This window comes from Streptosporangium sp. NPDC004631 (assembly GCF_053601935.1).
Window position 1 is genome coordinate 82,296 of record NZ_JBSGCR010000026.1, and the last position, 23,502, is coordinate 105,797.

A 23,502-nucleotide genomic window follows, 5' to 3' on the forward strand; every position below is an offset into this window, starting at 1 on the left:
GGTGGTGACCGTCACCACCCGCCAGAACTCTGCGGAGGATCGCCATGTCCCGTATCCAGCTCGCCCTGCGCGTCGCCGACCTGGAAGGCTCGATCGCCTTCTACTCCAAGCTGTTCGGCGTCGAGCCCGCCAAGCGCCGCCCCGGTTACGCCAACTTCGCGATCGCCGAGCCGCCGCTGAAGCTGGTGCTCCTGGAAGGCGAGGAAGGCCACGACACCCGCCTGGACCACCTGGGCGTCGAGGTCACCGACACCGCTCAAGTGCAGGCGGCCACCCAGCGGCTGAAGGACGCCGGGCTGGCCACCTTCACCGAGAACGACACCTCCTGCTGCTACGCCCTGCAGGACAAGGTCTGGGTGACCGGCCCCGGCGCCGAGCCGTGGGAGGTCTACGTGGTCAAGGCCGACGCCGACGTCCTGGGCAAGTCCGCGAGCGCCACCCAGGACCCCGCAGCCCCATGTGCCTGCGGACCGGACACTCAGCAGGCACATGGTCAGCCGGTCGGCGCCGCAGCGAGCACCGGCTGCTGCTGAGGACCCGCGGGAGACCCCCTGCCCGCCACGGCGTGTACCTCGGCAGGACTCCCGCCCTCAGGTCGGCTCGCAGCAGACTTTCGGCTGTACCGCCCGGGGCCGCCGGACGGTACAGCCAGCCTCCCTGCCCACCTCTTGAAGATACGGCCGTAGTGAGCGAACGCCTCGCCCAGGCCGGTGGTGCGCCCATCGGCCGACAACATCCGGAGAACGTGCTGGGCCGCTACCCCTCCGCGCCCCCATCCCGGCTGGCGGCGGCATCGCCGTACGCGGCGCGGCGCCGCTTCGCGAAGGGCTTGTCCGTCCACAACGGACGATCAGTGGAAAGGGGAGTACCCACTCCTTTCCACTCTCAACGTATAGCGCACCGGGGGGCTTGCGGCAAGACCCGGGTCGTGCCGCAGAATCGTCGGCCGAGGCCGGAACCTGCGGAAATCAAGAGTTCGCGAAGTGCGTGTGCTTTTGGCGACGTATGGGTGATGCGGTTGCGGGCGCCCGGCGTGAAGGCGCGGGTGTGCGCGCCGCCGGACCGCGCGGAGCGGCCGGCCGAAACGCAGCCTTGTCGAATGGGGGTTTCATGATTGACGTGATCGTTGCCGGCGGCGGGCCGACCGGCTTGATGCTGGCCGGCGAGTTGCGGCTGCACGGCGTGCACACGCTCGTGCTGGAGAAGGAGGCGGAGCCGACCGGATATGTCCGCGCGCTCGGCCTGCACGTGCGCAGCATCGAGGTGATGGACCAGCGCGGTCTGCTGGAGCGGTTCCTCGCGCTCGGCCGGCGGTTCGCGGTCGGTGGTTTCTTCGCCGGCATCACCAAGTCGTGGCCCGACCGGCTGGACACCGCGCATCCGTACATTCTCGGCATCCCGCAGACCATCACCGAGCGCCTGCTGGCCGAGCACGCCGGCGAGCTCGGCGCCGAGATCCGGCGCGGCTGCGAACTGGTCGGGCTGAGCCAGGACGAGCACGGGGTGACCGCCGAGCTGACCGACGGCACGCGGCTGCGCTCGCGCTACCTCGTCGGCTGCGACGGCGGCCGCAGCACGGTGCGCAAGCTGCTCGGCGTCGGCTTCCCCGGCGAGCCCTCCAGGGTCGACACGCTGCTCGGCGAGATGGAGCTGACCGAGGATCCGGCGGCGCTCGCCGCCATCGTCGCGGAGGTCCGCAAGACCCAGCTGAGGTTCGGCGCCGGGCCCCTCGGGAACGGGACGCACCGCGTCGTCGTGCCCGCCGCAGGGGTGGCCGGGAACCGCACGGTCCCGCCGACCCTGGAGGAGTTCAAACAGCAGTTGCGGGTGACCGCGGGTACCGATTTCGGTGTGCACTCGCCGCGTTGGCTGTCCCGGTTCGGCGACGCCACGCGGCTGGCCGAGCGCTACCGGACCGGCCGGGTGCTGCTGGCTGGCGACGCGGCGCACATCCACCCGCCGATGGGCGGGCAGGGGCTCAACCTCGGTGTTCAGGACGCGTTCAACCTCGGCTGGAAACTGGCCGCCGAGGTGAACGGCTGGGCGCCGGAGGGGCTGCTGGACAGCTACCACACCGAACGGCACCCGGTGGCCGCCGAAGTGCTGGACAACACCCGCGCGCAGATGGAGCTGCTGTCCACCGAGCCGGGTCCGCAGGCGGTGCGCCGGCTGCTGGCGGAACTGATGGACTTCGAGGAGGTGAACCGGTACCTGATCGAGAAGATCACTGCGATCGGGGTGCGCTACGACTTCGGCGAGGGGCATGACCTGCTCGGCCGGCGGATGCGGGACGTGAAGCTGAAGCGGGGGCGCTTGTACGAGCTGATGCACGGCGGCCGCGGGCTGCTGCTCGACCAGACCGGCCGGCTCTCGGTGGCGGGCTGGGCAGAGCGGGTCAACCACGTCGTCGACGTCAGCGAGGAACTGGACGTGCCCGCGGTGCTGCTGCGGCCGGACGGCCACGTGGCGTGGGCCGGTGACGATCAGCAGGAGCTGCTCAGCCGGCTCTCCAGGTGGTTCGGCGCCCTCGGGTAGGACGGGCAGGTCGTCGACGGCGATGCCACCCCAGCCGGACACCAGCACCGCGCGCATGCCGGTCGGGCGGTTATGTCGCCACTGGCAGGCATGCGAGCATTGCGGTCCATGACGGCCTTGGAGCGAGAGACGATCACCGCTCGCCTGGCGGCGGGCGCGGTGGAGTACCGGCTGGAAGGTGACGGCCCTCAGACGGTCGTGATCTTCCACGGCGGTCACATGCGGGCCGGGCTGGCCCTGGGGGAGGAGGTCTTCACCACCTCGGGCCACCAGGTACTCGCGCCTTCTCGCCCCGGATACGGACGAACCCCCCTGAGCACCGCCACCACGCCCGCAGCCTTCGCCGACGTCACCGCGCAGCTGTGCCGCAACCTGGGCATCGAGCGGCTCGCCGCGGTGGTGGGCATCTCGGCGGGCGGGCGCACCGCCTTGACCATGGCCGCCCGCCACCCGCACCTGGTGGGCGGGGTGATCCTGCAAAGCGCGGTCGGCTTCGCGCCCTGGCCCGGCGACCGGCGCACCCGCCTGGGCGGTCGCCTGATGTTCAACGCCCGCGTCGAAGCCGCGACCTGGGCGGCTGTGCGGCTGCTGATGCGCACGACGCCGCGGGCGGGGTTGCGGTTGTTGCTGCGCGACCTGTCCACCCGGCCCGTCCGCCGGGTCATGGCCGGCCTGAGCGAGCACGACCAGGCCGAACTCCTCGCACTGTTCACCCTCATGCGCTCAGGTGAGGGCTTCGTCAACGACATGCTGCCCGTACCGGACTGCGCGAGGCAGGTCACCCAACCGGCCCTGGTCATCGCCACCCGCACCGACCGCTCGGTCCCCTTCACCCACGCCGAATCCCTCGCCGTGACCATCCCTCGGGCCGAGCTGGTGGAAAGCCGGGCCGATGGCCACATGATCTGGTTCGCCCCGGACTACCCCGCGATCGCCGGGAAGATCAAGGATTTCCTCGCCACGGTCTGAGCATCTGCGGCGGCCCTTCCGACCCGCGGTGGAATGCCGTTGATCCCGCCGAGGGCACACCGACTCACGATGATCATGTCGACGAATGTGACATCAGCCCGGGCTCACCGTTCCGTTCCTACCGGACCCCCATGTCGACACCGTCCTGGTGACCGGGTCGTGGCGGCGGCCGGCCGCCGTGACCGTTCGCATGGTTCAGGCCCACAACGCCATTGGGGAGGGCGCTGCGGGCCTGTCCACTGTGCCGCCGCGCTCAAAGAGCGTCAGCCGAATGGGTTACGGCGGCCTGGGTGGATTCCCGTGACCGCAGTCCGTCACGCCGGTTCGACGGGTAGCCACAGCTCGCATGTCGCGGTGCTGAAGTCGTCCGCGCGCTCGACGACCACGACGATCGAGGGACCTGGCCGCAGACGCCACGGGTTGGAGGGGAACCACTCGGTCGCGGTCGCGGCCCAGGTCGTCTGCAGGGCCTGCGGATGCGGTCCGGCAGTGCGGAAGACCGCCCACATGCCGGCCAGTACCTCGATGGCGTCGAGGTCGTCGGGGGCCGGCGTGTTCCGGGAGACAGCGACCCCGTGCAGGTAGGTCAGCTCGCTCCCCTCTGTGCCGTCGGGGTCGAGGTCGTCGCAGACTTGCAGCAGACCCCCCGGTTCGGTGTCGCCGAGGGCCTTCAGCCGGAGATGCTCCTCCTGTGGCAGTGCGGTGATGTGCCGCTGGATGTGCGGGTTGATGCCCTGGTGGATGAGCGGAACCCGGGTTGCGTGTCCGACCAGCCGGAACGCGGGGCGGTCGATGAGGCGGGTGTCCATGGGGGTGCTCCCTTCGACGGTCAGGCGGAACCTGATCTGTGGTTGTGTGCGCAGGGGGCCTCCGGCGCGGCGCACGTCACCGGGACCGGAGCCGTGAACCGCGCGAAACGCGCGTCCGAACGCCTCGGTCGAGCCGTATCCGTGCCGGACGGCGATGCTCAGCAAATCGTCCTCACCCCGGACGACGTCGGCGGCGGCGACGGTCATGCGGCGGCGGCGCACGTACTCCGACAGCGGCATACCGGCCAACGACGAGAACATCCGGCGCAGGTGGTACTCGGTCGTGCCGAGCTCCCCGGCCAGCCCGTGGACGTCGAGATCCTCGGCGAGGTGCTCCTCGACGAGATCGACAAGCTGGTTGAGTGCCGAGATCATGAGGCCTCCTTTCGATGTCAACCCTGCCGGAAGAACCCCGGCCGTACCCGACCGCCGCGATCCGATCCGATCAGGCGCCTGGACGGACGCGAAGCCGGCGCACACCCATGCCGATGGGCAAGCGCTTGCTTAAGGACAACGCGTTCCCGACCTCCGCCGCAGTAAATGCCGGATTTACTGCGGCGGAGGCCCTACGGTGATCCTCGCCACCCGCGGCGGGACGATCCGGCCGCACCCGCGGCCCGCTGTTCCTCACCGACCGCGACCCCGCCGCCGGGGCTGAGCCGCACACCAGTGCCCCGGGCGTACGGCGGGACATGACCGTCGAGTACGCCTTGTAGACGGCCGGTAAACTCGACGGCTGTGGCGGACACCCAGTACGAAGACCTGTTGCGGCTGGTGCTCACCTCCGGGACGGCCAAAGCCGACCGGACGGGCACCGGTACCCGAAGTGTCTTCGGGCACCAACTACGCTACGACCTCTCGCGGGGATTCCCGCTGGTCACCACCAAAAAGGTGCATCTCAGGTCCATCGTGTACGAGCTGCTCTGGTTCCTGCGTGGCGACTCGAACATCGGCTGGCTGCGTAAGCACGGCGTCACCATCTGGGACGAGTGGGCCGACGCGAACGGCGAACTCGGCCCGGTTTACGGCGCACAGTGGCGTTCTTGGCCCGCCCCGGACGGCAGGCACATCGACCAGATCAGCGAAGTTCTCGACACTCTGCGCCGGGACCCGGACTCCCGCCGGATGATCGTCTCCGCCTGGAACGTCGCCGATCTGGACAAGATGACTCTCGCGCCCTGTCACGCCTTCTTCCAGTTCTACGTCGCCGACGGCGAGCTCTCCTGCCAGCTGTACCAGCGCAGCGCGGACCTGTTCCTCGGCGTACCGTTCAACCTCGCCGGCTACGCCCTGCTCACGCACATGGTGGCGCAGCAGGCCGGCCTCAGGCCGGGCGACTTCATCTGGACCGGCGGCGACTGCCACATCTACGACAATCACGTCGAGCAGGTGACCGAGCAGCTCTCGCGCACCCCATTCGAGTTTCCCGGGTTGCGTCTGCGCCAAGCCGACTCGCTTTTCGACTACGCCTACGCCGATGTGGAGGTGCTCGACTACCGGCACCACCCGGCCATCAAAGCCCCGGTCGCGGTGTGAACGTCGGGCTGATCTGGGCGCAGACCCTCAATGGCGTGATCGGCTCGGACAACGCGATTCCGTGGCGACTGCCTGAGGACATGGCCCATTTCAAGGCAACCACCCTGGGGCATCCAGTGGTGATGGGGCGCAAGACCTGGGATTCGCTGCCTCCGCGTTTCCGGCCGCTGTCGGACAGGCGCAACATCGTGGTGACTCGCGATCCACACTGGGTGGTCGAAGGCGCGGAACGTGCCGGTTCCATCGTCCAGGCTCTGGAACTCGCGGCCGAGCCGTCGCAGACAGGCGCCCCTGCGGCGGCATGGGTGATCGGTGGCGGGGAAATTTATCGTGCCGCCCTGGAGTACGCCACGATGCTCTCGGTGACTGAAGTCGACTCGACAGTGAACGGCGACACCTACGCCCCGACACCGGACCCGACGTGGAAAGTCGCCGAGGACAAAGGCTGGCAGTCCTCGACGTCCGGGCTGCGCTACCGTATCCGCAGATACACGCGGTGACAGTCAATTCACAACCTTGATTACCTCCTGAACCGGCCCTGGTGCTCAAAACACGAAGGTCACGGGCTTGGGCTTCCGACCGACCGGCCGAAGTCGCGATCGTCTCATCCTGCTGGGACCGCCTCCAGTCCCAGGTCCGCGAACACCCGAGTCGCCACAGGCCATCTCCTGCCAAAGCCCGAAGATCTTCAGCTTGAGGCTGTTGGCCATATCCGCCCGATTTTCGGCGATCACTACGGCAACCCCGGCGAGCGCACCCTCTGACGTGCGGGTTCCGGAGCCGGCCTGTCGTGTCGTGATCGGCTGAACATCCAGCCTGAGCCAGAATGGCGCCAATCTGAGCCAATATGGCTTGTTGATGGCATCACGATGTGCCATAGTGATGCCATGGACCTGACCCCGTATGTGGCCTCCCTCGGTCGCGAGCTGCTGACCGCCGTCGAGACCGGTGATGGTGACGCCAGTGCGCTGATCGAGCGGTTGACCGTGTCGATGGAGTCTGCGATCCGGCTCACCCTGCTCGAAGCGTTGTCGGCGGCTGCCGACGAGATCACCCGAGACCTGGCTCCCGGTTCGGTCCAGGTGCACCTGCGTGGGCGTGACCCGAGCTTCGTCGTGACGGTTCAGCAGGCGGAGCAGCCGCTTGAGGACACCCCGGATCTGGGCGCGGTGTCGGCTGACGACGCCGCGGCGAGCTTCGAGGACGGCCCGGTGGCACGGATCAACGTCCGCCTCCCGGAACAGCTCAAGGCCGCGATCGAGGAGGTGGCGGGCAAGGAGGGGCGCTCGCTCAACGCCTGGCTGGTGCGGGCCGCCTCGACCGCGCTGCGTTCCCCGGAGCGCGACCGCGGCTCCGACCGGCGCGGCAAACGCGGCACGCAGCGTTACACCGGCTGGGCTCGCTAGCCCGCGCCGACACCCAGAACTACTTTCTTCGTACATCTCCGACCAGCGGAGATGTTCTTCTGACTCATTCTGAGGGGATAGCCATGCCTGTTTTCGCCACGCCTGAACCGATTTCCGCCACGATCGAGCTCTCCGTCGGTGACGTGCAGATCATCGCGAGCGACCGGATCGACACCGTCGTCGAGGTACGGCCGAGCGACGAGTCCGATGAGTCCGATGTGGACGCCGCGCAGAAGACGCGCGTCGAGTACGCCAACGGCACGTTGACGGTCCGTGGGCCGAAGACCCGCATACTCGACTTCTCCAAGAAGACCAGGTCGGTCGACGTACTGATCGAACTTCCCGCCGGCTCGCACGTGCACGCGGACCTGTCGGTAGCGGACCTGCGCGGCGTCGGCACGCTGGGGGAGTGCCGGCTCAAGGCGTCGGTCGGGCATTTCCGCCTCGACCGGACCGGACCGCTTCGACTGGGCACCTCCGGCGGAGACATCACCGTCGAAACGGTCGCGGGCAACGCCGATGTCTCCACCGGCACCGGGCGCGTGCACATCGGCGAGATCGGCGGCACCGCCGTCATCAAGAACTCCAACGGCAACACCGACATCGGCACCGTCACCGGCGAACTGCAGGTGCGCTCGGCCAACGGTGACATCTCCGTCGACCGGGCCGACGCCATGGTGGAGGCCAAGACCTCCAACGGAACCATTCGCGTCGGCCAGGTCACGCGCGGCACCGTCACGCTGCACACCTCGACGGGCCACCTCGAAATCGGTGTCGCCGCCGGCACCGCCGCATGGCTCGACCTGAACACCTCGCACGGGCGGGTGGAGAACTCGCTGGACGGTCTCAGCGAAGCACCGGAGAAGTCCGAGCAGACCGTCGAAGTCCGCGCGCGCACGTTGTTCGGAGACATCACCGTCCACCGTTCCTGACCAGATCTCGAAGGGGTTCTCATGACCATGCCATCCCAATCTGCGATCACGGCGACCGGACTGCGCCGGTCGTACGGCGACCACGTCGTGCTCGACGGTGTCGACCTGAACGTCCCGCGTGGCACCGTCTTCTCGTTGCTCGGCGCCAACGGCGCCGGCAAGACCACCACAGTCAAGATCTTGTCCACCCTGATCCGTGCCGACGGGGGAAGCGCGCGGATCGCGGGTCATGACCTGTCCGCCGAGCCGGACGCGGTGCGTGCCGCGATCGGCGTCACCGGCCAGTTCTCGGCGGTCGACAACCTGCTGACCGGTCAGGAGAACCTGACCCTGATGGCGGATCTGCACCACCTCGGCCGGAAGGCGGGCAGGCGCAGGGCCGCCCAGCTGCTCGAACAGTTCGATCTTGTCGATGCGGCCAAGAAGACGGCGGCGACCTACTCCGGCGGGATGCGGCGGCGGCTCGACCTCGCGATGACGCTGGTCGGCTCACCGCAGGTGATCTTCCTCGACGAGCCGACCACCGGGCTGGACCCGCGCAGCCGCCGCGCCATGTGGCAGATCGTGCGGGAGCTCGTGGCGGGTGGCGTCACCATCCTCCTCACCACCCAGTACCTGGAGGAGGCCGACGAGCTCGCCGACCGGGTCGCGGTGCTCGACCACGGGAAGATCGTCGCCGAGGGCACCGCGGACGAGCTCAAGCGGCGCATTCCCGGCGGCCACGTCCTGCTGCGGTTCGCCGACGAGCGCGCCCTCGAATCCGCCGCGCGCGCCGTGGGCCAGGTGTCCCGCGACAGCGACACGCTCGCCCTGCGCGTACCGCACGACGGCAGCCTCAGGTCGCTGAAGGCGCTGCTCGACCGGCTTGACCAGAACGCGGTCGAGGTCGACTCGCTGAGCGTGCACACCCCCGACCTCGATGATGTCTTCCTCGCTCTCACCGGCAACAAGGAGAAGGTGACCGCACGATGAGCACTGTGCCGTACGCCCTGACCGACTCGGCGACGATGCTCCGCCGCAACCTCAAGCGCATGGTGCGCTACCCGTCCATGACACTGACGCTCATCGGCATGCCGATCGTCTTCCTGCTGCTGTTCGTCTACGTCTTCGGCGGCACACTCGGCGCCGGGCTCGGCGGCGCCTCCGGCGGACGTGCGGAGTACGTCAACTACGTCACCCCCGCGATCATCCTGATGACGATCACCGCCGCGGTCCAGGGCACCACCATCTCGATCGCCATGGACATGACCGAGGGCATCGTCGACCGGTTCCGCACCATGGCCATCGCCCGCGTGTCCGTCCTAACCGGACACGTCATCGGCAGCCTCATCCAGACGATGCTCAGCATCACGGCGGTCATCGGCGTAGCGCTGCTCGTCGGCTTCCGGCCGTCGGCGGGGCCCGGCGACTGGCTCGCCCTCATCGGTGTCCTGGTGATGATGGCCTTCGCCTTCATCTGGCTGTCGGTCGCGTTCGGCCTGGCCAGCAAGACCGTCGAGTCGTCGAGCAACGTCGGTATGCCGCTGATGCTGCTCCCGTTCCTGGGCAGCGGATTCGTCCCGACCAACTCGATGCCCACCGTGCTGCGCTGGTTCGCCGAGTACCAGCCGTTCACGCCGCTCATCGAGACCCTGCGCGGCCTGCTGACGGGCACGCCGATCGGGAACAACGCCGCCATCGCGGTCGGCTGGTGCGTCGTCATCGCGCTCGGCGGCTACCTCTGGTCGAAGAAGCTGTTCAACCGCGAGCCCACCCGCTAAGCCGCACGTGAGCCAAGGAGAAACGATGCGGCACCAACAGATTCCGCCGGTCGAATCGCCGCCCATCACCCGCCCCGGGGGCTGTCCATTCGATCCGCCACAGAAACCGGGCCGCATCCGTGAGGCGAACCCGATCACGAGGATGACCTAATTGCCTTGATCGGCGCTAATTACCCGCCTGAATGCACTTCCTGCGGTTGACGGAAACCTTGAATGCAACGCGGCTTTCGAGCCGTGCCAAATACGTACTATCGCGAGTAGAACCTAAGTCGATAAGAGGAATGGTCATGGGTGAATCCCTCCACACCGTCACGACGCTGCCGGCGGCGCGCCGGCCCGGCTGCCCCTTCGACCCGCCGGCAGAGCTGATCGACGCCCGCCTGCACGGCCCGATCAGCCGCTACACCTTTCCCGGCGGAAAACCCGGCTGGCTGATCACCGGATACGACCTGGTCAGGTCGGTCCTGGCCGACTCGCGGTTCAGCTCGCGCAAGGAGCTCATGCTCCACCCGTCCATCGACATCACCGGCATGGAGATTCCTCCGGCGCCGCCCGGCGAGTTCCTCCTCATGGACGAGCCACAGCACGGGCGCTATCGGAAACCACTGGTGGGCAAGTTCACCGTACGGCGGATGCGACTGCTCACCGAGCGCGTCGAGCAGATCACCGCCGACCATCTGGACGCCATGGAGAAGACCGGGCCGCCGGTGGACCTGGTGACCGCGTTCGCCAAGCCCATCCCCGCCATCATGATCTGTGAGCTGCTGGGGGTGCCGTACCAGGACCGGGGCTCCTTCCAGGAGCAGATCGAGTCGTTCCTCAGCGGGGAGACAAGCGACGAGGACCTGATAGCGGCCTACACCGCGACCCAGCACTACCTCGCGGAGCTGGTGGCCGCCAAGCGCGCGAACCCCACCGACGACGTGCTCAGCGACCTCATCGACAGCGATCTGACCGATGAGGAGCTGAGGGGGATCAGCCTGCTTCTGCTGGCGGCCGGGTTCGACACCACCGCGAACACGCTGGCGCTGGGCACCTTCGCGCTGCTGCGCAACCCGGCGCAGCTGGCCGCGCTGCGCGCCGATCCCGCGCTCGCCGACCGGGCCGTGGAGGAACTGCTGCGGTATCTGAGCGTCGCCAAGACGTTCATGAGGACGGCGCTGGAGGACGTCGAGCTGGGCGGCCAGACCATCGAGGCCGGTACGACGGTCATCCTGTCGTACAACACCGCCAACCGCGACCCCGAGCGCTTCGCCGACCCCCACGTGCTCGACCTCCGCAGGCAGGACGGCGGCCACCTGGCCTTCGGCCACGGCATCCACCAGTGCCTGGGGCAGCAGCTGGCCCGCGTCGAGATGCGGGTCGCCTTCCCCGCGCTGGTCAACCGCTTCCCCACTCTGCGCCTGGCCGTACCGGCTGAAGAGGTCGGCCTGCGCCCGGAGACCGCGGACATCTACGGGGTGAAGAGCCTCCCGGTCACCTGGGACGTGTGATCCGCGGCAGCGGCGCCACAGAAGCCGGGTGGGGACGCACCATGAGTCACCGGTCGAGCACGGTGACCGCGCTTGCTGGAGGCGGTGGAGCGCCGGGGAGGCCTGCAGGCGGGCGGCAGACGCACGACCGTGCGCTCTTCGTAGCCGACCACGATCGGCCGACGAGTCCGGGCGCATGCCGGACACAGGCGTGGCGATCGTGAGCATGGACAAGCCGTCCCTGACCGGTTCCCGCAATCTGTGCCCGGTGAGGTGGCGATCGTCGAGTGGCACGCGGGCACTACCGGAGGCCGGGAAAACGCAGAACGGAGCGTTTTCCTGATCGTCCTATGCGACTGCGCACCCTGGCCTGGCATGGCGAGCGAACCTCCAATGGAAAGCAGCGAGATGCCTGCGATCGGCTTCTGAGGCTCCGTGACCAAACACAGGACCGCATTTTTTCACCGGATGAGTCGAGCGCACCGAATCACGGGCCGGTCACCTGGGCGGCGGGCATAGACCGCGCCGACCCTCATGAGAACAAGAAGCGCGACAACGGTGTTCGGGGTCCGTTCGCCTCGCACGACCACCAGTTTTCCGGAGGATATGACCATTGTTACGAGAGCGGCGGCTCAATCCGCATTCGCGAACCGTCTCACCGTAGGTGAGCGTAGTGTCTCGATGTCGTACGGCGGGCAGGTCGGGATGACGGCCGGCTGCCGGCTCCCCAAGCCTGTCGATGCGCTCTCCCGGGGGATATGGCGATCGCGGATCGTACAGGACCGACGGGAAAATCCGCTGCGATTACTTGTTTCCCCAGGATGACCATCACAAGTCCGGCTTGGTGACCTTAAGCCTAGACTGAGGGGCGTCTATATCCCTTCGGGAGATTGGAGCTCGATGGCCAGGGTTTCCCACGTCGTACGGTCCGAAGTTGATGACGGCCGGGTGCCGGCGGTCACAGCTAAAGGTGTGTGCGTTGCCTTGGGCGCTTTCACAGTACTCGACCACTTTGACCTCAAGGTGGATTCAGGGGAAATCATCGCACTGATGGGTGTGAACGGTGTCGGAAAATCAACCCTGCTGCGCTGCTTCGCCGGTCTCCAACGGGTAGCGGAGGGAGAGATTCTGGTCTTTGGCGCTCCGCCGAGGGACGATGAGGCGTTCTGGCGTGATGTCGGCCTGGTCACGGAGGAACAGGCGTGGTATCCGTGGCTCACGGTCCGTGAGCATCTGGAATTGGTCAGAAAGATCCACGCGCCGATTGAGGACTCGTGCCTGGAATCGGAGGCGCTGCTCAAGATGTTTGGTCTGTCCGACCGGGTCGACGTCGCACCGATGATGCTCTCGACCGGCCAGCGGCAACGGCTGTCGCTGGCCGCGGTGTTGGCCAGGCCGAGCCGTCTCCTCCTGCTTGACGAACCTGAGCAGGGGCTGGATCAGGCTTTCCGCCGTAGCCTCGGCACTCTGCTCACGAAGTACGCCGACAACGGTGGCACCCTTGTGATGGCGACACACGATGCGCAACTTGCCGAGTCCGTGGGGGCGCGTGTGGTCACACTCCACGGAGGGGGGCGGGCGTGATGACGGTTGCTCAGCTGACCCGACGTCGCCGACCGGTTCGGGAGTCGGGTTGGCAGCGAGCGTATTACTGGCTGATCGCCGTGGGGCTCGCCGCCGCGATCGGCGTCCCGCAGTTCGTCCGATTCACCTCCTGGCTCTTCAGCGGGGCCGGACTGGCCGGCCCCGCGTTGGGCCTGGCACTCCTCCTGACCCTTCTGGCCGGTCTCCTCATGCTCCTGGCGTGGGCGGGGCCGGTGGTGTCGTCGCCCGCTGATGTACGGTGGCTGGTTCTCTCCCCACTGAATCGCCGTTGGGTACTCGCCCGTAACGCTCTGGTGCTCCTGGCATCCTCAACGGTCGCGGGACTGGTCCTGGGCTCCTTGGGCGCGGCCGTGTTCGGCAGGCCGCAGGATGTGATTGCCGGCGTGTCCCTGGGCATTGCCTCCGCGGTCACCGCGGGTTCGACGGCTGTGCTGGTCCAAGCAGCCGAAACCAGACGTGACTGGCTTCGGCTCACCGTGATCCTCTTGGCCGTGGTGGTGGGGGCGCTCATCTTGCTGCGTCCGGCCCTTCCCGGTCCGCCCATCACTTTGATCGCGTGTTCGGCTCCGGTGATCGCGGCGTTCCTGGCGTGGCGTGCGTGGCAGGCGCTGGCGCGCTTCCCCTCGCGTGCACTCTTGGACGCTTCAGCTCGGATGGGTACGCTGGTCGCCTCTTCCTTCAACCTCGAACCTGCCGTGTTGACATCGATCGCCGAGCAACGGTTCTGGCGGTCTAAGCGGCTGCGCTCACGTGCCTGGCCGACGGCTGGTCGGTCGGCGATGGTGCGGTCGGATGCGCGCATGCTGAGTCGCCGTCCGGGCCGACTTGTCGTACTGGCAGCCCTGACCTCACTGCCTGTCCTCGTCTGCTCCGCTGGAGGAACGACCAGCCTGGCCATGGTCGTGCTCTTCTGCGGAGGCCTGGCAGCAGCGACAGCGGCAGCCGCCGGAGCGCGCTGGGATGCTCAGCATCCTGAACTGGCCCGTCTGTTCACCATGAAATGGTCCACTACGAGGGCTGTGATGCCTGCCGTTCTCGCGTTCCTCTGGATTAGCCTGGCTCTCACCCTGTTGTCCATCGCAGGGTTCATGCCTGCTTGGAGTTGCCTGTACGGCTTGGCGACGGCTCCCAGCCTCGCTGCGGGAGCCCTGCGCATGGCGCGGCGGAGTGCGATCAACCATGCGATGCCCGTCATCGACCTCGGCTTGGGAGGGATTCCCACCGGTCCCGTACTGTGGGCGATCGCGGGAATAGACCTGGCCGCTCTCGGCAGTGCGCCGCTGCTGCTGGCCGTAACGCCGACCTCGCTGGCGATCGAGGCTCTGCTGAGTACCGTTCTGCTCGGCGTCTACCTGCGCCGTCAACGTAGGAGCCGGTGAACCAGTCGAGTGCCGCCGCGCACGCCTCGGCGGCGTACCCGCACCCCCACGCCTCCGGCAAGAACATGTAGCCGAGCTCGGCCTCCCCGGCATCCGGACGGACGTGACCCGGGCGCTCTGCGTCGCGCCGATCGAACGTGATCATGCCGATCATCGCTCCGCCGAGACCGATCACGAAAAGGCCAGGGCGTCGCCCGGGCGCCTCAGACAGCGTCCGCTCAAGCTCATCACGCGGTCGAGGGCCACCGATATAGGTGCCCACCTCTGGCGAGGCGAACAGCTCGATGAACGCCGCACGGTCCCGGGCCTCGGACTCGCGGAGCACGAGCCGTTCGGTCCTTATCGGGGCAGGTGGCCAGGCGACGGGGCCGAGCTCAGTCATGGCGGGCAACCTACCGCACGCCCGCCGAGCAACTCGCGCTGTCACGACTCACGAACAAAGCGCGGTGTCTCAGATCACGCACCCGTCCTTGTGGAGGTTTTGGGGTCCAGCCGAGGCCTCCGCTATCCGCCGGTAGTCGGGGCAGTGGGTGAAGTCGTCCGCTGTGCACTGCATAAGGTGCTCGATGAGCGCCTTGGAGGCCGATATTTCGTGAAGTCGACGTTCCAGTTCCGCGTGGTGCCGCTGGAGGAGTGCCTGGCGCCCGGCCTGGCCGGAGACGGTGAGGATCTCGCAGATCTGCTCCAGGCTCATGCCCGCCGCTTTGGCGCGGATGATCGTCATGACGCGGATGACGTGGTCGCGGGTGTAGCGGCGGCGGCCGTTGACTCTGGTGGCGGGGACCAGCAGACCCATGGCCTCCCAGTGGCGCAGGACATGCGGGGCGAGGTCGAACCGCTCCGCGAGTTCCCCGATCCGCATGGAATCGCTTGACTTCATGTTGACATTAACTTGCAGACTTGCCTTCACGTCAAGCGATGACCGCTTATTGGAGGCAAGACATGTTCGACGTCGTCATCGTCGGCGGAGGTCCGGCCGGCATGGCCGCTGCTCTGGCCCTCGGACGGGTCCACCGTACGGTGCTGTTGATCGACACCGGGGAGGGCCGCAACGCCGCCGCCGACAACGTGCACAACTTCCTGACCCGGGATGGCACACCCCCCGCTGAGCTGCGCAGGCTCGGCCGCGAGGAACTGGTCGCGTATCGGACGGTGCAGACAAGAACGGAGATGGTCACCGATGCCCGCGTGCTGGACGGCGACGGCTTCCAGCTGGACCTGTCCGACGGTGGGACTGCGGCCGCGCGGCGCCTCCTGCTGGCTACCGGGCTGGCCGACGAGCTTCCCGGCCCGCGTGGGGTGGAAGCGCTGTGGGGCCGTTCCGCCTTCCACTGCCCCTACTGCCACGGCTACGAATGCACCGGCAAGCAGGTCGCCGTGCTCGGCACGGACCAGGCACGGATCCGGCTGGCGCTGCAGCTGAGCCGCTTCGCCGCCGACGTCGTACTCTGCACCGGCGGCCGGCCGCTCGACCCGGCGGCGCAGGCCGCGCTGGCATCGCACGGTGTCGCGGTGCGCTGCGAGACCATCGCCCGCCTGGAGGGGACGGGCGGTCGGCTGGAGCAGATCGTGTTCGAAAACGGCCCCTCCCTGGCCAGGGACGCGGTGTTCGTCGTCAACGTGCCACGCCAGCGCTCCGATCTGGCTGATCGCCTCGGCTGCGCGACCTTCACCGACGGGTGCGTGGAGGTGAACGAGTTCGGCCAGACCAGCGTGCCCGGCGTGTACGCGGCCGGTGACATGGCGCGGCGGTCCGGCGTGCCGATGCCCATGGCCGCGGTCATCGCCGCGGCGGCCAGTGGCACCGTCGCCGCGGCGGTCATCGACCAAGATCTGCTGTGCGCCGACTTCGGCCTGCCCAACCCGCTCGCGCGGGCAAGGGGCTGATCATGGTGTCCGCAGACCTCGCGCAGACCGCCTCCGCACCGCCGAAGGACAGCAGCAATGTGCCGATCGCCACGGCCGGCCTGCTGATCGGCATGCTGCTGTCGGTCCTGGACCAGACGGTGGTGGCCATCGCCCTGCCCGACATCGCCGCCGACCTGGGTGGCATGGACGCGATCGGCTGGATCGTCACCTCCTACGTGCTGGCCTCGACCGCGACCGGCGCGCTCTACGGCCGCATCAGCGACCGGTTCGGCCGGCGCCCGGTGTTCGTCACGGCGGCCGCCGTCTTCGTCGCGGGCTCCGTACTGTGCGGCCTGGCCCAGACGACGCCCCAGCTGATCACCGCCAGGACCTTCCAGGGCATCGGAGCCGGAGCGCTGTTCGTGCTGCCCACGATCGCGCTGTCGGAACTGTACCCGCAGCATCTGCGCAGCAGGATCCAGGGCTTCACCGGCGGCGTCTTCGCGCTGGCCGGCGTGGGCGGCCCGCTCGCCAGCGGCGCGATCACCGACGCATGGGGCTGGCGGTGGATCTTCTACATCAACCTGCCGCTCGGCCTGCTCGCCGTGGCGCTCACCGCGTTCGCGCTGCGGCTGCCCAAGACCGGCGGGGACGGCAAAGTCGACCTGGCCGGGGCCGCGCTGATCGCGGGCGCGACGGTGAGCCTGCTGCTGGTGGCCGAATGGGGCGGCCGCGTGTACGCCTGGACGTCCGGCGTGATCCTGACGCTGATCGGCGCGGTGGCGGCTCTGGCGGCCCTGTTCGTGTGGCGGGAACGCCGGGCGGTCAACCCGCTGCTACCGCTGCGGCTGTTCGCCGACCCCACCCTGCGCGTCGCGTTCCCCGCCACCGCGCTGCTCGGCGCGCTGCTCGGCGGCTCGATCGTCTACCTGCCCACCTATCTGCGGGCCGCGTACGGCATGGGGGCCACCCAGGCGGGTCTGGCGCTCACCCCGTACGTGCTGACGTTCATGGCGGTCTCCTCGCTCGCCGGCGCCCGCGTCGGCGCGAGCGGCCGGTTCAAGCCCTACCTGCTCGCTGGCTCGGCGATCGCGGTGCTGGGATTCGCGCTGCTGAGCCGGCTCACCCCCGGCACCCCCTACGCCCTGCTGGCCGTGGAGATCGCGATGCTGGGGGCCGGGTTCGGGCTGCTGATGCAGAACCTGGTGGTCGTCGCGCAAAACGCGGCCTCCCCCTCGGATCTGGCTGCCACCACCTCCGCCGCGGTGTCCGCCCGCGGCCTGGGCCTGTCGCTCGGCGTGGCGGTCTTCGGCACCCTCCTCGCCCGGGAACTTCAGGGCCGGGCCCCGAGCCCGGCGGCGACCGCCGCCGCCATCCCGGACATCCTGTTCTGGGGCGCTCCGGCTGCCGCCGCCCTGGTGACGCTGATGGCCCTGCTGCCCTGGAAGGCCCAGCCCCCCACGTCGGGAGAGGCGACGGCATGAGCACCGACAAGCAAACCATCATGATCGAGGGATACGAGACCGTAGTGCGCGCCTACGACCTGCTGCGCATGTTCGCCCGCCAGGGCCGACCGACCTCGCTGAGACAGGCGTTCACCGAGTACGGCCGCATCGACGAGACCCTGCGCCTACTGAGCATGCTGGACCCGATGGATTCCACCTACCGTCGGAGCCCGGGCAAGCAGCTGTCGGTCCAGGAGTCCCGACCCCGCCGTCCCTGACGTCGGCCACGACCACATCCCCAGACTCAGCACTCAACGGAGATCCAGTGTGTGACGGATGGTGGTAGAAGATCACCCGTTCTACCGGATCTCCGTTGTCATGTCTTCATCATCTGCGGTCTTGCAATCCCAGCCCTGGCCTGGCTAACCGGCATTGCCATTAGCCGGGGTGACTCACCGCTCCGGGCAGGGGCGTGGCGCAATGAACCTGGGCATCACCGGTGATCAGGCGGGCTACAGAGTAGGTGCATAACGGCGCAGCAGAGTCACGCCAAGGGCGACCTGGGCGGGTTCCAGCGTGCTCTTGCCGTCCTCGATGTCCCACAACGCGTTCTGCAGGATGCGGCCAAGCGTCCACCCGGTCGCCCTCTGCCGGTCCAGGCCGAGCACCTCGGTGAGGAGGTCGAAGCGGCGGAGGATCGTGCGGGTCACGTCGCCGGTCGCCACCACCGCCTCCCATCGGCTGTCCAGCGCCGGCCACAGGTCGAACCCGGGGTCGCCTGCCAGCGGTTCGGGGTCGATGGCCAGCCAGGGTTCCCGTTGCCCGGCGAGGATGTTGTCGTAGTGCAGATCCCAGTGCAGCAGGCGGTCACCGGGTTCGCCGATCAGTTCGGTCACGGCGGACGCGCAGGTGCGTACCAGTTGTTGCTCGGCCGGGTCGCGCAACGCCGGTACAGCGTGTGGAACCTGGTCCAGCATGGCGGCGGCGATGTCGGCCAGGTGCCGCAGACCAGGTGGGGCGGGCACCGCGACCAGGCGCGCCATCAGTTCGGCGAGGATCTGCATGGCGGCATCGTCGTCAGCCACTGACGACAGTGGCCGGGCTGCGTCCAGTCGTTCCAGCAACATGGTGCCGGTGTCCGGGTCGTGGTCGAGCAGGCGCACCACGCCGTTGCCGTCCCATGCCCGCAGGCCGAGCACGGCGCCGGCGTTGTCTTCGCCTGCCTGCTGGAATTTCAGCACCGCGGGCGCACCGTCTGCGCGGATCACCGGTAGCACGAGCGAGGCCTGGCCGTGTTCTGCGGGGCCGTCCGGCCGCAGTGTCCAGCGTTCCATGAAGTCCGCGGCCAGCCGGGGCAATTCGGCGATCCAGGCACGGCCGGACGCATTGTTCTTGCCGTACGCCGCGGCGAACGCGCCGGGGACGTCGACGGGGATCGGCGTGCTCATGTCAGGTATCTCCTTCGTGGGTTTCAGGGTGTTCGGGATACGAAGGAGGTCCTGGGGGTGCCCGGCTTCCGGGCCCTCCACTCGGGTCGCCGCCACCAAGGACAAAGTAGCCCATCGTGACGATGGTGACGTTGTGTAGCTGCACGCATGGGCCGGGTAGGGCAGGGCGAGCCCGGCGGTGAACACGGGGTCTGCACCGCGGCATGGGCGTGCGGGCCAGTGCGGCCCGCGGCGCCGGTGAAAGCGAGCCGTCCGGGTTCCAAGGTGGTCGTGCCTCGCCACCCGCGGGTGGCCTGTACGGCCGGGGTGGTCACGGCATGCCCTCCTGTGCCGGCTGAGGAGCGGCGGGCGTCGGTGGCGGGATGACGGTGCTTGGGTTGCTGTGGCGGGCCACCACCCGGTTGCTCGCCTGGCTCCCTTGAGCTCACCTTCGATTCTCAACACTCGCGTCATCGGTGGGGCAAGGGCTGCGAGACGCCCTCTGAAGGAGCCCACGCTACCGGCTCAGTCGTGTGCCGCCGGTGTTAGGGAAGCGTTCCAGAAGTCTGCGTAGCGGTCGCCGCGGCGGAGCAGGTCGTCGTGGTGTCCTTCTTCCACGATCCGGCCGCGATCGAGAAAGGCGATGCGATCGGCGCGTTGGACCGTCCGCATCCGATGAGCGACCATCACGACCGTCCAGTCGGCCATCAGGCGTTCGATGCCCTCGTGGACGGCTGCCTCTCTGGACACTTTGACTTCCTCTCGGCCCTAAAGGACCGGGATTCCCTGTGCCGCGGGCGCGGCATGCTGCCGCGCTGGTGGCCGGGGTGGTTGACGTTTCACAGACCGGGTTGCCCCGAGGTCTCCGCGTCCTGACACGGGCTGCCCGCCCGCGTATCGGTGCTTGATGTTGAGGGCGGCGTTCACGTCGGCGTGCGCGACCATCCCGCAGGAGGTGCAGGCGAATCGTGCTTGGCTCTCACGCGATGCCGCATTCACCGCCTTGCAGGTCGAGCACGTCTGCGATGTGTACGCGGGGTTGACCTTCACGATTTTCGTGCCGGTGTACCGGGCCGCGCCCGTGAGGGCGAGTTCGAGTCCGTGCCAGCCCTTGTCGAGGATGGCCCGGTTCAGGCCCGCTTTCTGGGCGACGTTCCTGCCGGGGGCCTCCACGGTTCCGGCGGCCGAGCGGGTCATGTTCGCCGTCTTGAGGTCTTCCAGGACGACCGTCCCGTACCGGGAGGTGAGCACGCTCGCGGTGCGGGCGTTGAAGTCGGCCCGCCGGGCGCGGACCCCGCCCATGAGCTTCCCGATCTCCGCGAGGACCTTCTTGCGCCGCGCGGAGCCCTTCTTCGTGCGGGTGAGTCGCTGCCGAAGACGTCGCAGGTGTTTGGCCTGGCCGGGGGTGGCGAACGTCCGGTCGTGGAAATCGCCGTCGGAGGTGACGGCCGCGGCCTTCACCCCCCGGTCCACGCCGACTATGGGACCGGGGTGCGCAGCGGGGGTGGTCTTCCCGTCGTCGATGAGGAAGCTGAAGTACCAGTGCGCGCCGTCCCTGCTCACGGTGGCCGAGCGGATCGTGCCGCCGAGCGCGCGCGACCAGCGGAACCGCACCCACCCAAGCTTGGGGAGTTTCGCCCGCCCCCGCTTGCGGCCCAGCCGCTCCACTGTGATGAGGTTGCCTGCGGGGAACCGGAACGACGGCTTCCACCTGCGGTGGGACCGCCAGTGGACTTTCCACGTCCCGTGGGTTTTCACCGCCCGGTCGAGGTCCTTGAGCGTCTGCTGGACGACCTGTGACGGCGCGTGGCCCAGCCACGGGAAGTCGGCCTTCGCGTCGGCGAGTTCCTTGCATTGCCCGGCGTACCCGATGAACGCCCCACGCCGCCGGTACTCCCTGCGCTGCTCCAGGCCGGTGTTCCACACCGACCGGCAGATCCCCGCGATGCCTTCAGCGAAGGCGGCCTGCTCGGGAGTGAGGTCCAAGCGGTACCTGCGGCCTGCCAGCATGAACCCCGCCCCCTCTCCGGCCCGCCCTTCACTCGAACAAATTATCATCTGGTCTATGAGTGATCCAGCCGAATACCGGCGCGGACGACACGTGGTTTCCGCGCTCCACGTCCATCTGGTCTTCGTCACCAAATACCGGCGGGACGTGTTCGACGACGCGATGCTGCGCCGCTGTGAGGACATCATGGTCGAGGTGTGTGACAGTTTCGAGGCCGAGCTACAGGAGTTCAACGGCGAACACGACCACGTCCGTCTCCTGGTGCACTATCCGCCCAAGGTCGCGATCTCCAAGCTCGTCAACTCACTGAAGGGCGTCTCCTCGCACTACCTGCGCAAAGAGTTCACCGGCCGGGTCAACCGCGCCCACATAGGCGGGGTGTTCTGGTCCCCGTCCTATTTCGCCGCCTCCTGCGGCGGAGCGCCACGGTCGATCATCAAGGCGTATATCGAGCGACAGCGCCGACCCGCCTGACGCCCGGAGCGAACCTGCCGGGTTCTGGGTCCGCGCTCCGCGCTCCGGTCTGCCCCGGCTCCGCCGGGCCATCCCCTACCGGGGACCGAATTCATCCCCGGCCTGAAGGCCGAGGCTTTCTCCGGACCTTCGGTAACGACCAGGCACGACACCGTCCAGAAACCTCTGTCCAGAAAGTCGGTGTGAAGGCCCTCCGCTCCCGAAGGTGTCCCCAGCCCCAAAGTAGACCGTGTCCACCAACCCCACCCACAACGGACCAAACCAAGATCTTCAGTGATCTTCTAGAGCCTGCCCGGCGGGTCATGGCTACTCGCTAGGGTGTGCCGATGGAACGTGCACCTGAGGTTTCCGAGAGCTTCGCCCAGTCTGCAGATCGGGACCAGGTGAATGACTACGACAGCTTCGCCGAGGCGTACTCGGTGGAGAACGAGGACAGCCTCGTGAACGCTTATTACGCGCGGCCCGCGATGTTGGCCCTCGCCGGAGACGTGGAGGGCCGTCGGATCCTGGACGCCGGCTGCGGTTCAGGCCCCCTGTCCGCTGCACTACGCGACCGCGGTGCCGTCGTCACCGGCGTCGACGCCAGCGTTGGGATGCTGGCGCTGGCCAGGCGGCGGCTCGGTGACGACGCGGACCTGCACGCGGTTGACTTGAGCGACCGTCTGCCGTTCAACGACGGTGCGTTCGACGACGTGGTCGCCTCGCTGGTACTGCACTACCTGGAGGACTGGGGGCCGACGCTGGCCGAGTTGCGGCGCGTGCTCAGGCCCGGCGGCAGGCTGATCGCGTCAGTAGAACACCCTTTCTCGGCCTTCACGATCCAAGAGTCTCGGCCCGACTACTTTGCGACCACCAGCTATATCGTCGACTGGACGTTCAACGGACGGCCCTTCCCGATGAAGTTCTGGCGCAGGCCGTTGCACGCGATGACCGATGCCTTCACCACCGCCGGCTTCCGTCTTTCCATCATCGGCGAGCCACAGCCCGATCCGGCCGCCCGTGAGCTGTTCCCCGGCGACTTCCATGACTTTTCGACCAACACCTGCTTCCTGTTCTTCGTCGTCGAGGTACCACCCGTGGCTACCGGCTCGGATGACTAGTAGTGCTTTTTAAGTGACCAGTGACTGCTGCTCCGAGCCCATGGGCCCTCTACCTGGCGGTTGAGGACACGTTCAGGAGCAGAGGGCCTTCTTGTGGATCGCCGCCATCCGCTTACAGAACATCGTCACCACGTCGTCGCGGACACCGGTCCGCACCGTGTGCAACAGGCCGGTGATCAGCGTCAGGCGCTTGTCCTCATCCAGTACCTTGCGCAGGTCGGCGACTTCGGTCACCCGCGCCTCACCCGCTAAGTGCGAGATCTTTCCCGGAGGGACGCCCTCCAGCCATACCTCGGTCGCCCTCAGGGCGTTCAGGTCCCGCAAGAACACCAGGCGGCCCTTGAACTTGCCCAGCGACGCGGCCTGCGCCACGTCCTTCAGCCCGTCGTAGGGGGACGGCCGGAATACGCCGGAAAGACACCGCGGGGCTTGAAGGCCGCTGAGGACGTCGCTGCCGGGTTCGGCATCGCCAAATCCACCTTGTACCGGGCACTGAGTAAGCAGCGTGAGGAGGCCCAGGCTGCGCTGCTCGCTGACGATTTGTGCCTGAGGACGGGGAAGCACAACGAGCCTCGCTTGTTCAGCCGGAATTTCATCCTGAGGATCGTTAATGGAGAAAGGTGAGGTTGTCCCGCAGTTCGTGGAACTTGAAGAGCGGTCCCGCGGTCAGGCGACGTTCTCGTTGTAGCAGTTTGAAGTGGCGTTCTGGGGCGTGACGTGCCGTTCGAGCGCGACTCTGAGTTTGGGCAGGTGCAGGAAGCCGTTCACACGGCGAAACTGCTTGGAGGCCTCGGCCA

Annotated in this window: 23 protein-coding genes and 1 pseudogene; 17 read left to right on the plus strand and 7 right to left on the minus strand. The window is 67.9% G+C overall.

The window, feature by feature from the left end:
• Window positions 1-44 precede the first annotated feature (44 nt).
• The 3 genes from ACWEF2_RS23710 to ACWEF2_RS23720 all read left to right on the plus strand — a co-directional run bounded on the left by ACWEF2_RS23710 (window position 45) and on the right by ACWEF2_RS23720 (window position 3,504).
• Entirely contained in the window at window positions 45-533 is a 489-nt protein-coding gene (locus tag ACWEF2_RS23710; protein WP_453818529.1) for an ArsI/CadI family heavy metal resistance metalloenzyme, read from the plus strand.
• A gap of 577 nt (window positions 534-1,110) precedes the next feature.
• Window positions 1,111-2,535: a rifampin monooxygenase gene (gene rox / locus ACWEF2_RS23715; protein ID WP_453818531.1), complete on the plus strand. Its 1,425-nt coding sequence runs from the start codon at window positions 1,111-1,113 to the stop codon at window positions 2,533-2,535.
• Window positions 2,536-2,643: 108 nt separating this feature from the next.
• Window positions 2,644-3,504, plus strand: coding sequence for an alpha/beta fold hydrolase (locus ACWEF2_RS23720; protein ID WP_453818533.1), 861 nt, complete (start codon window positions 2,644-2,646; stop codon window positions 3,502-3,504).
• Window positions 3,505-3,818: 314 nt separating this feature from the next.
• Here the strand turns inward: ACWEF2_RS23720 and ACWEF2_RS23725 are convergent, their stop codons facing one another.
• On the minus strand, window positions 3,819-4,688 hold the full coding sequence (locus ACWEF2_RS23725; RefSeq protein WP_453818536.1) for an AraC family transcriptional regulator: 870 nt from the start codon (window positions 4,686-4,688) through the stop codon (window positions 3,819-3,821).
• 363 nt (window positions 4,689-5,051) lie between these two features.
• On the opposite strand from ACWEF2_RS23725, the gene ACWEF2_RS23730 reads away from it, so the two are divergent.
• From ACWEF2_RS23730 to ACWEF2_RS23770, 9 genes are all read left to right on the plus strand, one after another.
• On the plus strand, window positions 5,052-5,849 hold the full coding sequence (locus ACWEF2_RS23730) for a thymidylate synthase (RefSeq protein ID WP_453818538.1): 798 nt from the start codon (window positions 5,052-5,054) through the stop codon (window positions 5,847-5,849).
• The gene (locus ACWEF2_RS23735) at window positions 5,846-6,349 is read left to right on the plus strand and encodes a dihydrofolate reductase (protein WP_453818540.1); all 504 of its coding nucleotides are present in this window, start codon (window positions 5,846-5,848) and stop codon (window positions 6,347-6,349) included. The genes ACWEF2_RS23730 and ACWEF2_RS23735 overlap by 4 nt, the downstream gene beginning before the upstream one ends.
• A gap of 387 nt (window positions 6,350-6,736) precedes the next feature.
• A complete protein-coding gene (locus tag ACWEF2_RS23740) occupies window positions 6,737-7,255 on the plus strand; it encodes an Arc family DNA-binding protein (protein WP_453818542.1) in 519 nt (172 codons plus the stop codon).
• Window positions 7,256-7,338: 83 nt separating this feature from the next.
• Window positions 7,339-8,187, plus strand: a complete 849-nt coding sequence (locus ACWEF2_RS23745; protein WP_453818544.1) for a DUF4097 family beta strand repeat-containing protein — start codon at window positions 7,339-7,341, stop codon at window positions 8,185-8,187.
• A gap of 21 nt (window positions 8,188-8,208) precedes the next feature.
• On the plus strand, window positions 8,209-9,159 hold the full coding sequence (locus ACWEF2_RS23750; RefSeq protein ID WP_453818546.1) for an ATP-binding cassette domain-containing protein: 951 nt from the start codon (window positions 8,209-8,211) through the stop codon (window positions 9,157-9,159).
• Window positions 9,156-9,947: an ABC transporter permease gene (locus ACWEF2_RS23755; RefSeq protein ID WP_453818548.1), complete on the plus strand. Its 792-nt coding sequence runs from the start codon at window positions 9,156-9,158 to the stop codon at window positions 9,945-9,947. Before ACWEF2_RS23750 ends, ACWEF2_RS23755 begins: the two co-directional genes overlap by 4 nt.
• A 287-nt stretch (window positions 9,948-10,234) precedes the next feature.
• Complete coding sequence (locus ACWEF2_RS23760; RefSeq protein ID WP_453818550.1) at window positions 10,235-11,440, plus strand: cytochrome P450; 1,206 nt, start codon at window positions 10,235-10,237, stop codon at window positions 11,438-11,440.
• 879 nt (window positions 11,441-12,319) lie between these two features.
• Entirely contained in the window at window positions 12,320-13,003 is a 684-nt protein-coding gene (locus tag ACWEF2_RS23765) for an ABC transporter ATP-binding protein (protein WP_453818552.1), read from the plus strand.
• Window positions 13,003-14,403 carry a DUF6297 family protein gene (locus ACWEF2_RS23770; protein WP_453818569.1) on the plus strand — a complete coding sequence of 467 codons (1,401 nt, stop codon included), beginning with the start codon at window positions 13,003-13,005 and terminating at the stop codon, window positions 14,401-14,403. Before ACWEF2_RS23765 ends, ACWEF2_RS23770 begins: the two co-directional genes overlap by 1 nt.
• Window positions 14,404-14,458: 55 nt before the next feature.
• On the opposite strand, the pseudogene ACWEF2_RS23775 reads toward ACWEF2_RS23770, so the two are convergent.
• Together ACWEF2_RS23775 and ACWEF2_RS23780 are read right to left on the minus strand one after the other, a co-directional pair.
• Window positions 14,459-14,785, minus strand: a pseudogene (locus ACWEF2_RS23775) (GNAT family N-acetyltransferase); the annotation flags it as partial.
• Between the two features lie 69 nt (window positions 14,786-14,854).
• On the minus strand, window positions 14,855-15,283 hold the full coding sequence (locus ACWEF2_RS23780; protein ID WP_453818555.1) for a helix-turn-helix domain-containing protein: 429 nt from the start codon (window positions 15,281-15,283) through the stop codon (window positions 14,855-14,857).
• Window positions 15,284-15,345: 62 nt separating this feature from the next.
• Here ACWEF2_RS23780 and ACWEF2_RS23785 point away from each other — a divergent pair, with 62 nt between their 5' ends.
• Genes ACWEF2_RS23785 through ACWEF2_RS23795 form a run of 3 tightly spaced genes read left to right on the plus strand, consistent with a single transcriptional unit; the run spans window position 15,346 to window position 17,974 of the window.
• Complete coding sequence (locus ACWEF2_RS23785) at window positions 15,346-16,290, plus strand: NAD(P)/FAD-dependent oxidoreductase (protein WP_453818557.1); 945 nt, start codon at window positions 15,346-15,348, stop codon at window positions 16,288-16,290.
• A gap of 2 nt (window positions 16,291-16,292) precedes the next feature.
• Complete coding sequence (locus ACWEF2_RS23790; protein ID WP_453818558.1) at window positions 16,293-17,735, plus strand: MDR family MFS transporter; 1,443 nt, start codon at window positions 16,293-16,295, stop codon at window positions 17,733-17,735.
• Complete coding sequence (locus ACWEF2_RS23795) at window positions 17,732-17,974, plus strand: Tn3 family transposase (protein WP_453818559.1); 243 nt, start codon at window positions 17,732-17,734, stop codon at window positions 17,972-17,974. Before ACWEF2_RS23790 ends, ACWEF2_RS23795 begins: the two co-directional genes overlap by 4 nt.
• A 234-nt stretch (window positions 17,975-18,208) precedes the next feature.
• On the opposite strand, the gene ACWEF2_RS23800 is transcribed toward ACWEF2_RS23795, so the two are convergent.
• The 3 genes from ACWEF2_RS23800 to ACWEF2_RS23810 form a co-directional block, all read right to left on the minus strand.
• Window positions 18,209-19,144, minus strand: coding sequence for an aminoglycoside phosphotransferase family protein (locus ACWEF2_RS23800; RefSeq protein ID WP_453818560.1), 936 nt, complete (start codon window positions 19,142-19,144; stop codon window positions 18,209-18,211).
• 504 nt (window positions 19,145-19,648) lie between these two features.
• Complete coding sequence (locus tag ACWEF2_RS23805) at window positions 19,649-19,873, minus strand: hypothetical protein (protein ID WP_453818561.1); 225 nt, start codon at window positions 19,871-19,873, stop codon at window positions 19,649-19,651.
• An 18-nt stretch (window positions 19,874-19,891) separates the two neighbouring features.
• Window positions 19,892-21,133 (minus strand): RNA-guided endonuclease InsQ/TnpB family protein, encoded by a 1,242-nt coding sequence (locus ACWEF2_RS23810; RefSeq protein ID WP_453818562.1) that lies wholly within the window; start codon window positions 21,131-21,133, stop codon window positions 19,892-19,894.
• A gap of 55 nt (window positions 21,134-21,188) precedes the next feature.
• On the opposite strand from ACWEF2_RS23810, the gene tnpA reads away from it, so the two are divergent.
• Window positions 21,189-21,605, plus strand: a complete 417-nt coding sequence (tnpA, locus tag ACWEF2_RS23815) for an IS200/IS605 family transposase (RefSeq protein WP_453818563.1) — start codon at window positions 21,189-21,191, stop codon at window positions 21,603-21,605.
• A gap of 326 nt (window positions 21,606-21,931) precedes the next feature.
• On the plus strand, window positions 21,932-22,705 hold the full coding sequence (locus tag ACWEF2_RS23820) for a class I SAM-dependent methyltransferase (RefSeq protein WP_453818564.1): 774 nt from the start codon (window positions 21,932-21,934) through the stop codon (window positions 22,703-22,705).
• Window positions 22,706-22,777: 72 nt separating this feature from the next.
• Here the strand turns inward: ACWEF2_RS23820 and ACWEF2_RS23825 are convergent, their stop codons facing one another.
• Window positions 22,778-23,269 carry a hypothetical protein gene (locus ACWEF2_RS23825; RefSeq protein ID WP_453818565.1) on the minus strand — a complete coding sequence of 164 codons (492 nt, stop codon included), beginning with the start codon at window positions 23,267-23,269 and terminating at the stop codon, window positions 22,778-22,780.
• Between the last annotated feature and the right edge of the window lie 233 nt (window positions 23,270-23,502).

Bases quoted from the DNA above. Each gene is read 5' to 3' on its own strand.
- rox (WP_453818531.1), top strand. From the start codon at position 1,111: ATGATTGACGTGATCGTTGCCGGCGGCGGGCCGACCGGCTTGATGCTG.
- ACWEF2_RS23720 (WP_453818533.1), top strand. From the start codon at position 2,644: ATGACGGCCTTGGAGCGAGAGACGATCACCGCTCGCCTGGCGGCGGGC.
- ACWEF2_RS23785 (WP_453818557.1), top strand. From the start codon at position 15,346: ATGTTCGACGTCGTCATCGTCGGCGGAGGTCCGGCCGGCATGGCCGCT.
- ACWEF2_RS23755 (WP_453818548.1), top strand. From the start codon at position 9,156: ATGAGCACTGTGCCGTACGCCCTGACCGACTCGGCGACGATGCTCCGC.
- ACWEF2_RS23750 (WP_453818546.1), top strand. From the start codon at position 8,209: ATGACCATGCCATCCCAATCTGCGATCACGGCGACCGGACTGCGCCGG.
- ACWEF2_RS23765 (WP_453818552.1), top strand. From the start codon at position 12,320: ATGGCCAGGGTTTCCCACGTCGTACGGTCCGAAGTTGATGACGGCCGG.
- ACWEF2_RS23790 (WP_453818558.1), top strand. From the start codon at position 16,293: ATGGTGTCCGCAGACCTCGCGCAGACCGCCTCCGCACCGCCGAAGGAC.
- ACWEF2_RS23740 (WP_453818542.1), top strand. From the start codon at position 6,737: ATGGACCTGACCCCGTATGTGGCCTCCCTCGGTCGCGAGCTGCTGACC.
- ACWEF2_RS23710 (WP_453818529.1), top strand. From the start codon at position 45: ATGTCCCGTATCCAGCTCGCCCTGCGCGTCGCCGACCTGGAAGGCTCG.
- ACWEF2_RS23745 (WP_453818544.1), top strand. From the start codon at position 7,339: ATGCCTGTTTTCGCCACGCCTGAACCGATTTCCGCCACGATCGAGCTC.
- ACWEF2_RS23780 (WP_453818555.1), bottom strand. From the start codon at position 15,283: ATGAAGTCAAGCGATTCCATGCGGATCGGGGAACTCGCGGAGCGGTTC.
- ACWEF2_RS23795 (WP_453818559.1), top strand. From the start codon at position 17,732: ATGAGCACCGACAAGCAAACCATCATGATCGAGGGATACGAGACCGTA.
- ACWEF2_RS23760 (WP_453818550.1), top strand. From the start codon at position 10,235: ATGGGTGAATCCCTCCACACCGTCACGACGCTGCCGGCGGCGCGCCGG.
- ACWEF2_RS23810 (WP_453818562.1), bottom strand. From the start codon at position 21,133: ATGCTGGCAGGCCGCAGGTACCGCTTGGACCTCACTCCCGAGCAGGCC.
- ACWEF2_RS23820 (WP_453818564.1), top strand. From the start codon at position 21,932: ATGGAACGTGCACCTGAGGTTTCCGAGAGCTTCGCCCAGTCTGCAGAT.
- ACWEF2_RS23770 (WP_453818569.1), top strand. From the start codon at position 13,003: ATGACGGTTGCTCAGCTGACCCGACGTCGCCGACCGGTTCGGGAGTCG.
- tnpA (WP_453818563.1), top strand. From the start codon at position 21,189: ATGAGTGATCCAGCCGAATACCGGCGCGGACGACACGTGGTTTCCGCG.
- ACWEF2_RS23725 (WP_453818536.1), bottom strand. From the start codon at position 4,688: ATGATCTCGGCACTCAACCAGCTTGTCGATCTCGTCGAGGAGCACCTC.
- ACWEF2_RS23800 (WP_453818560.1), bottom strand. From the start codon at position 19,144: ATGAGCACGCCGATCCCCGTCGACGTCCCCGGCGCGTTCGCCGCGGCG.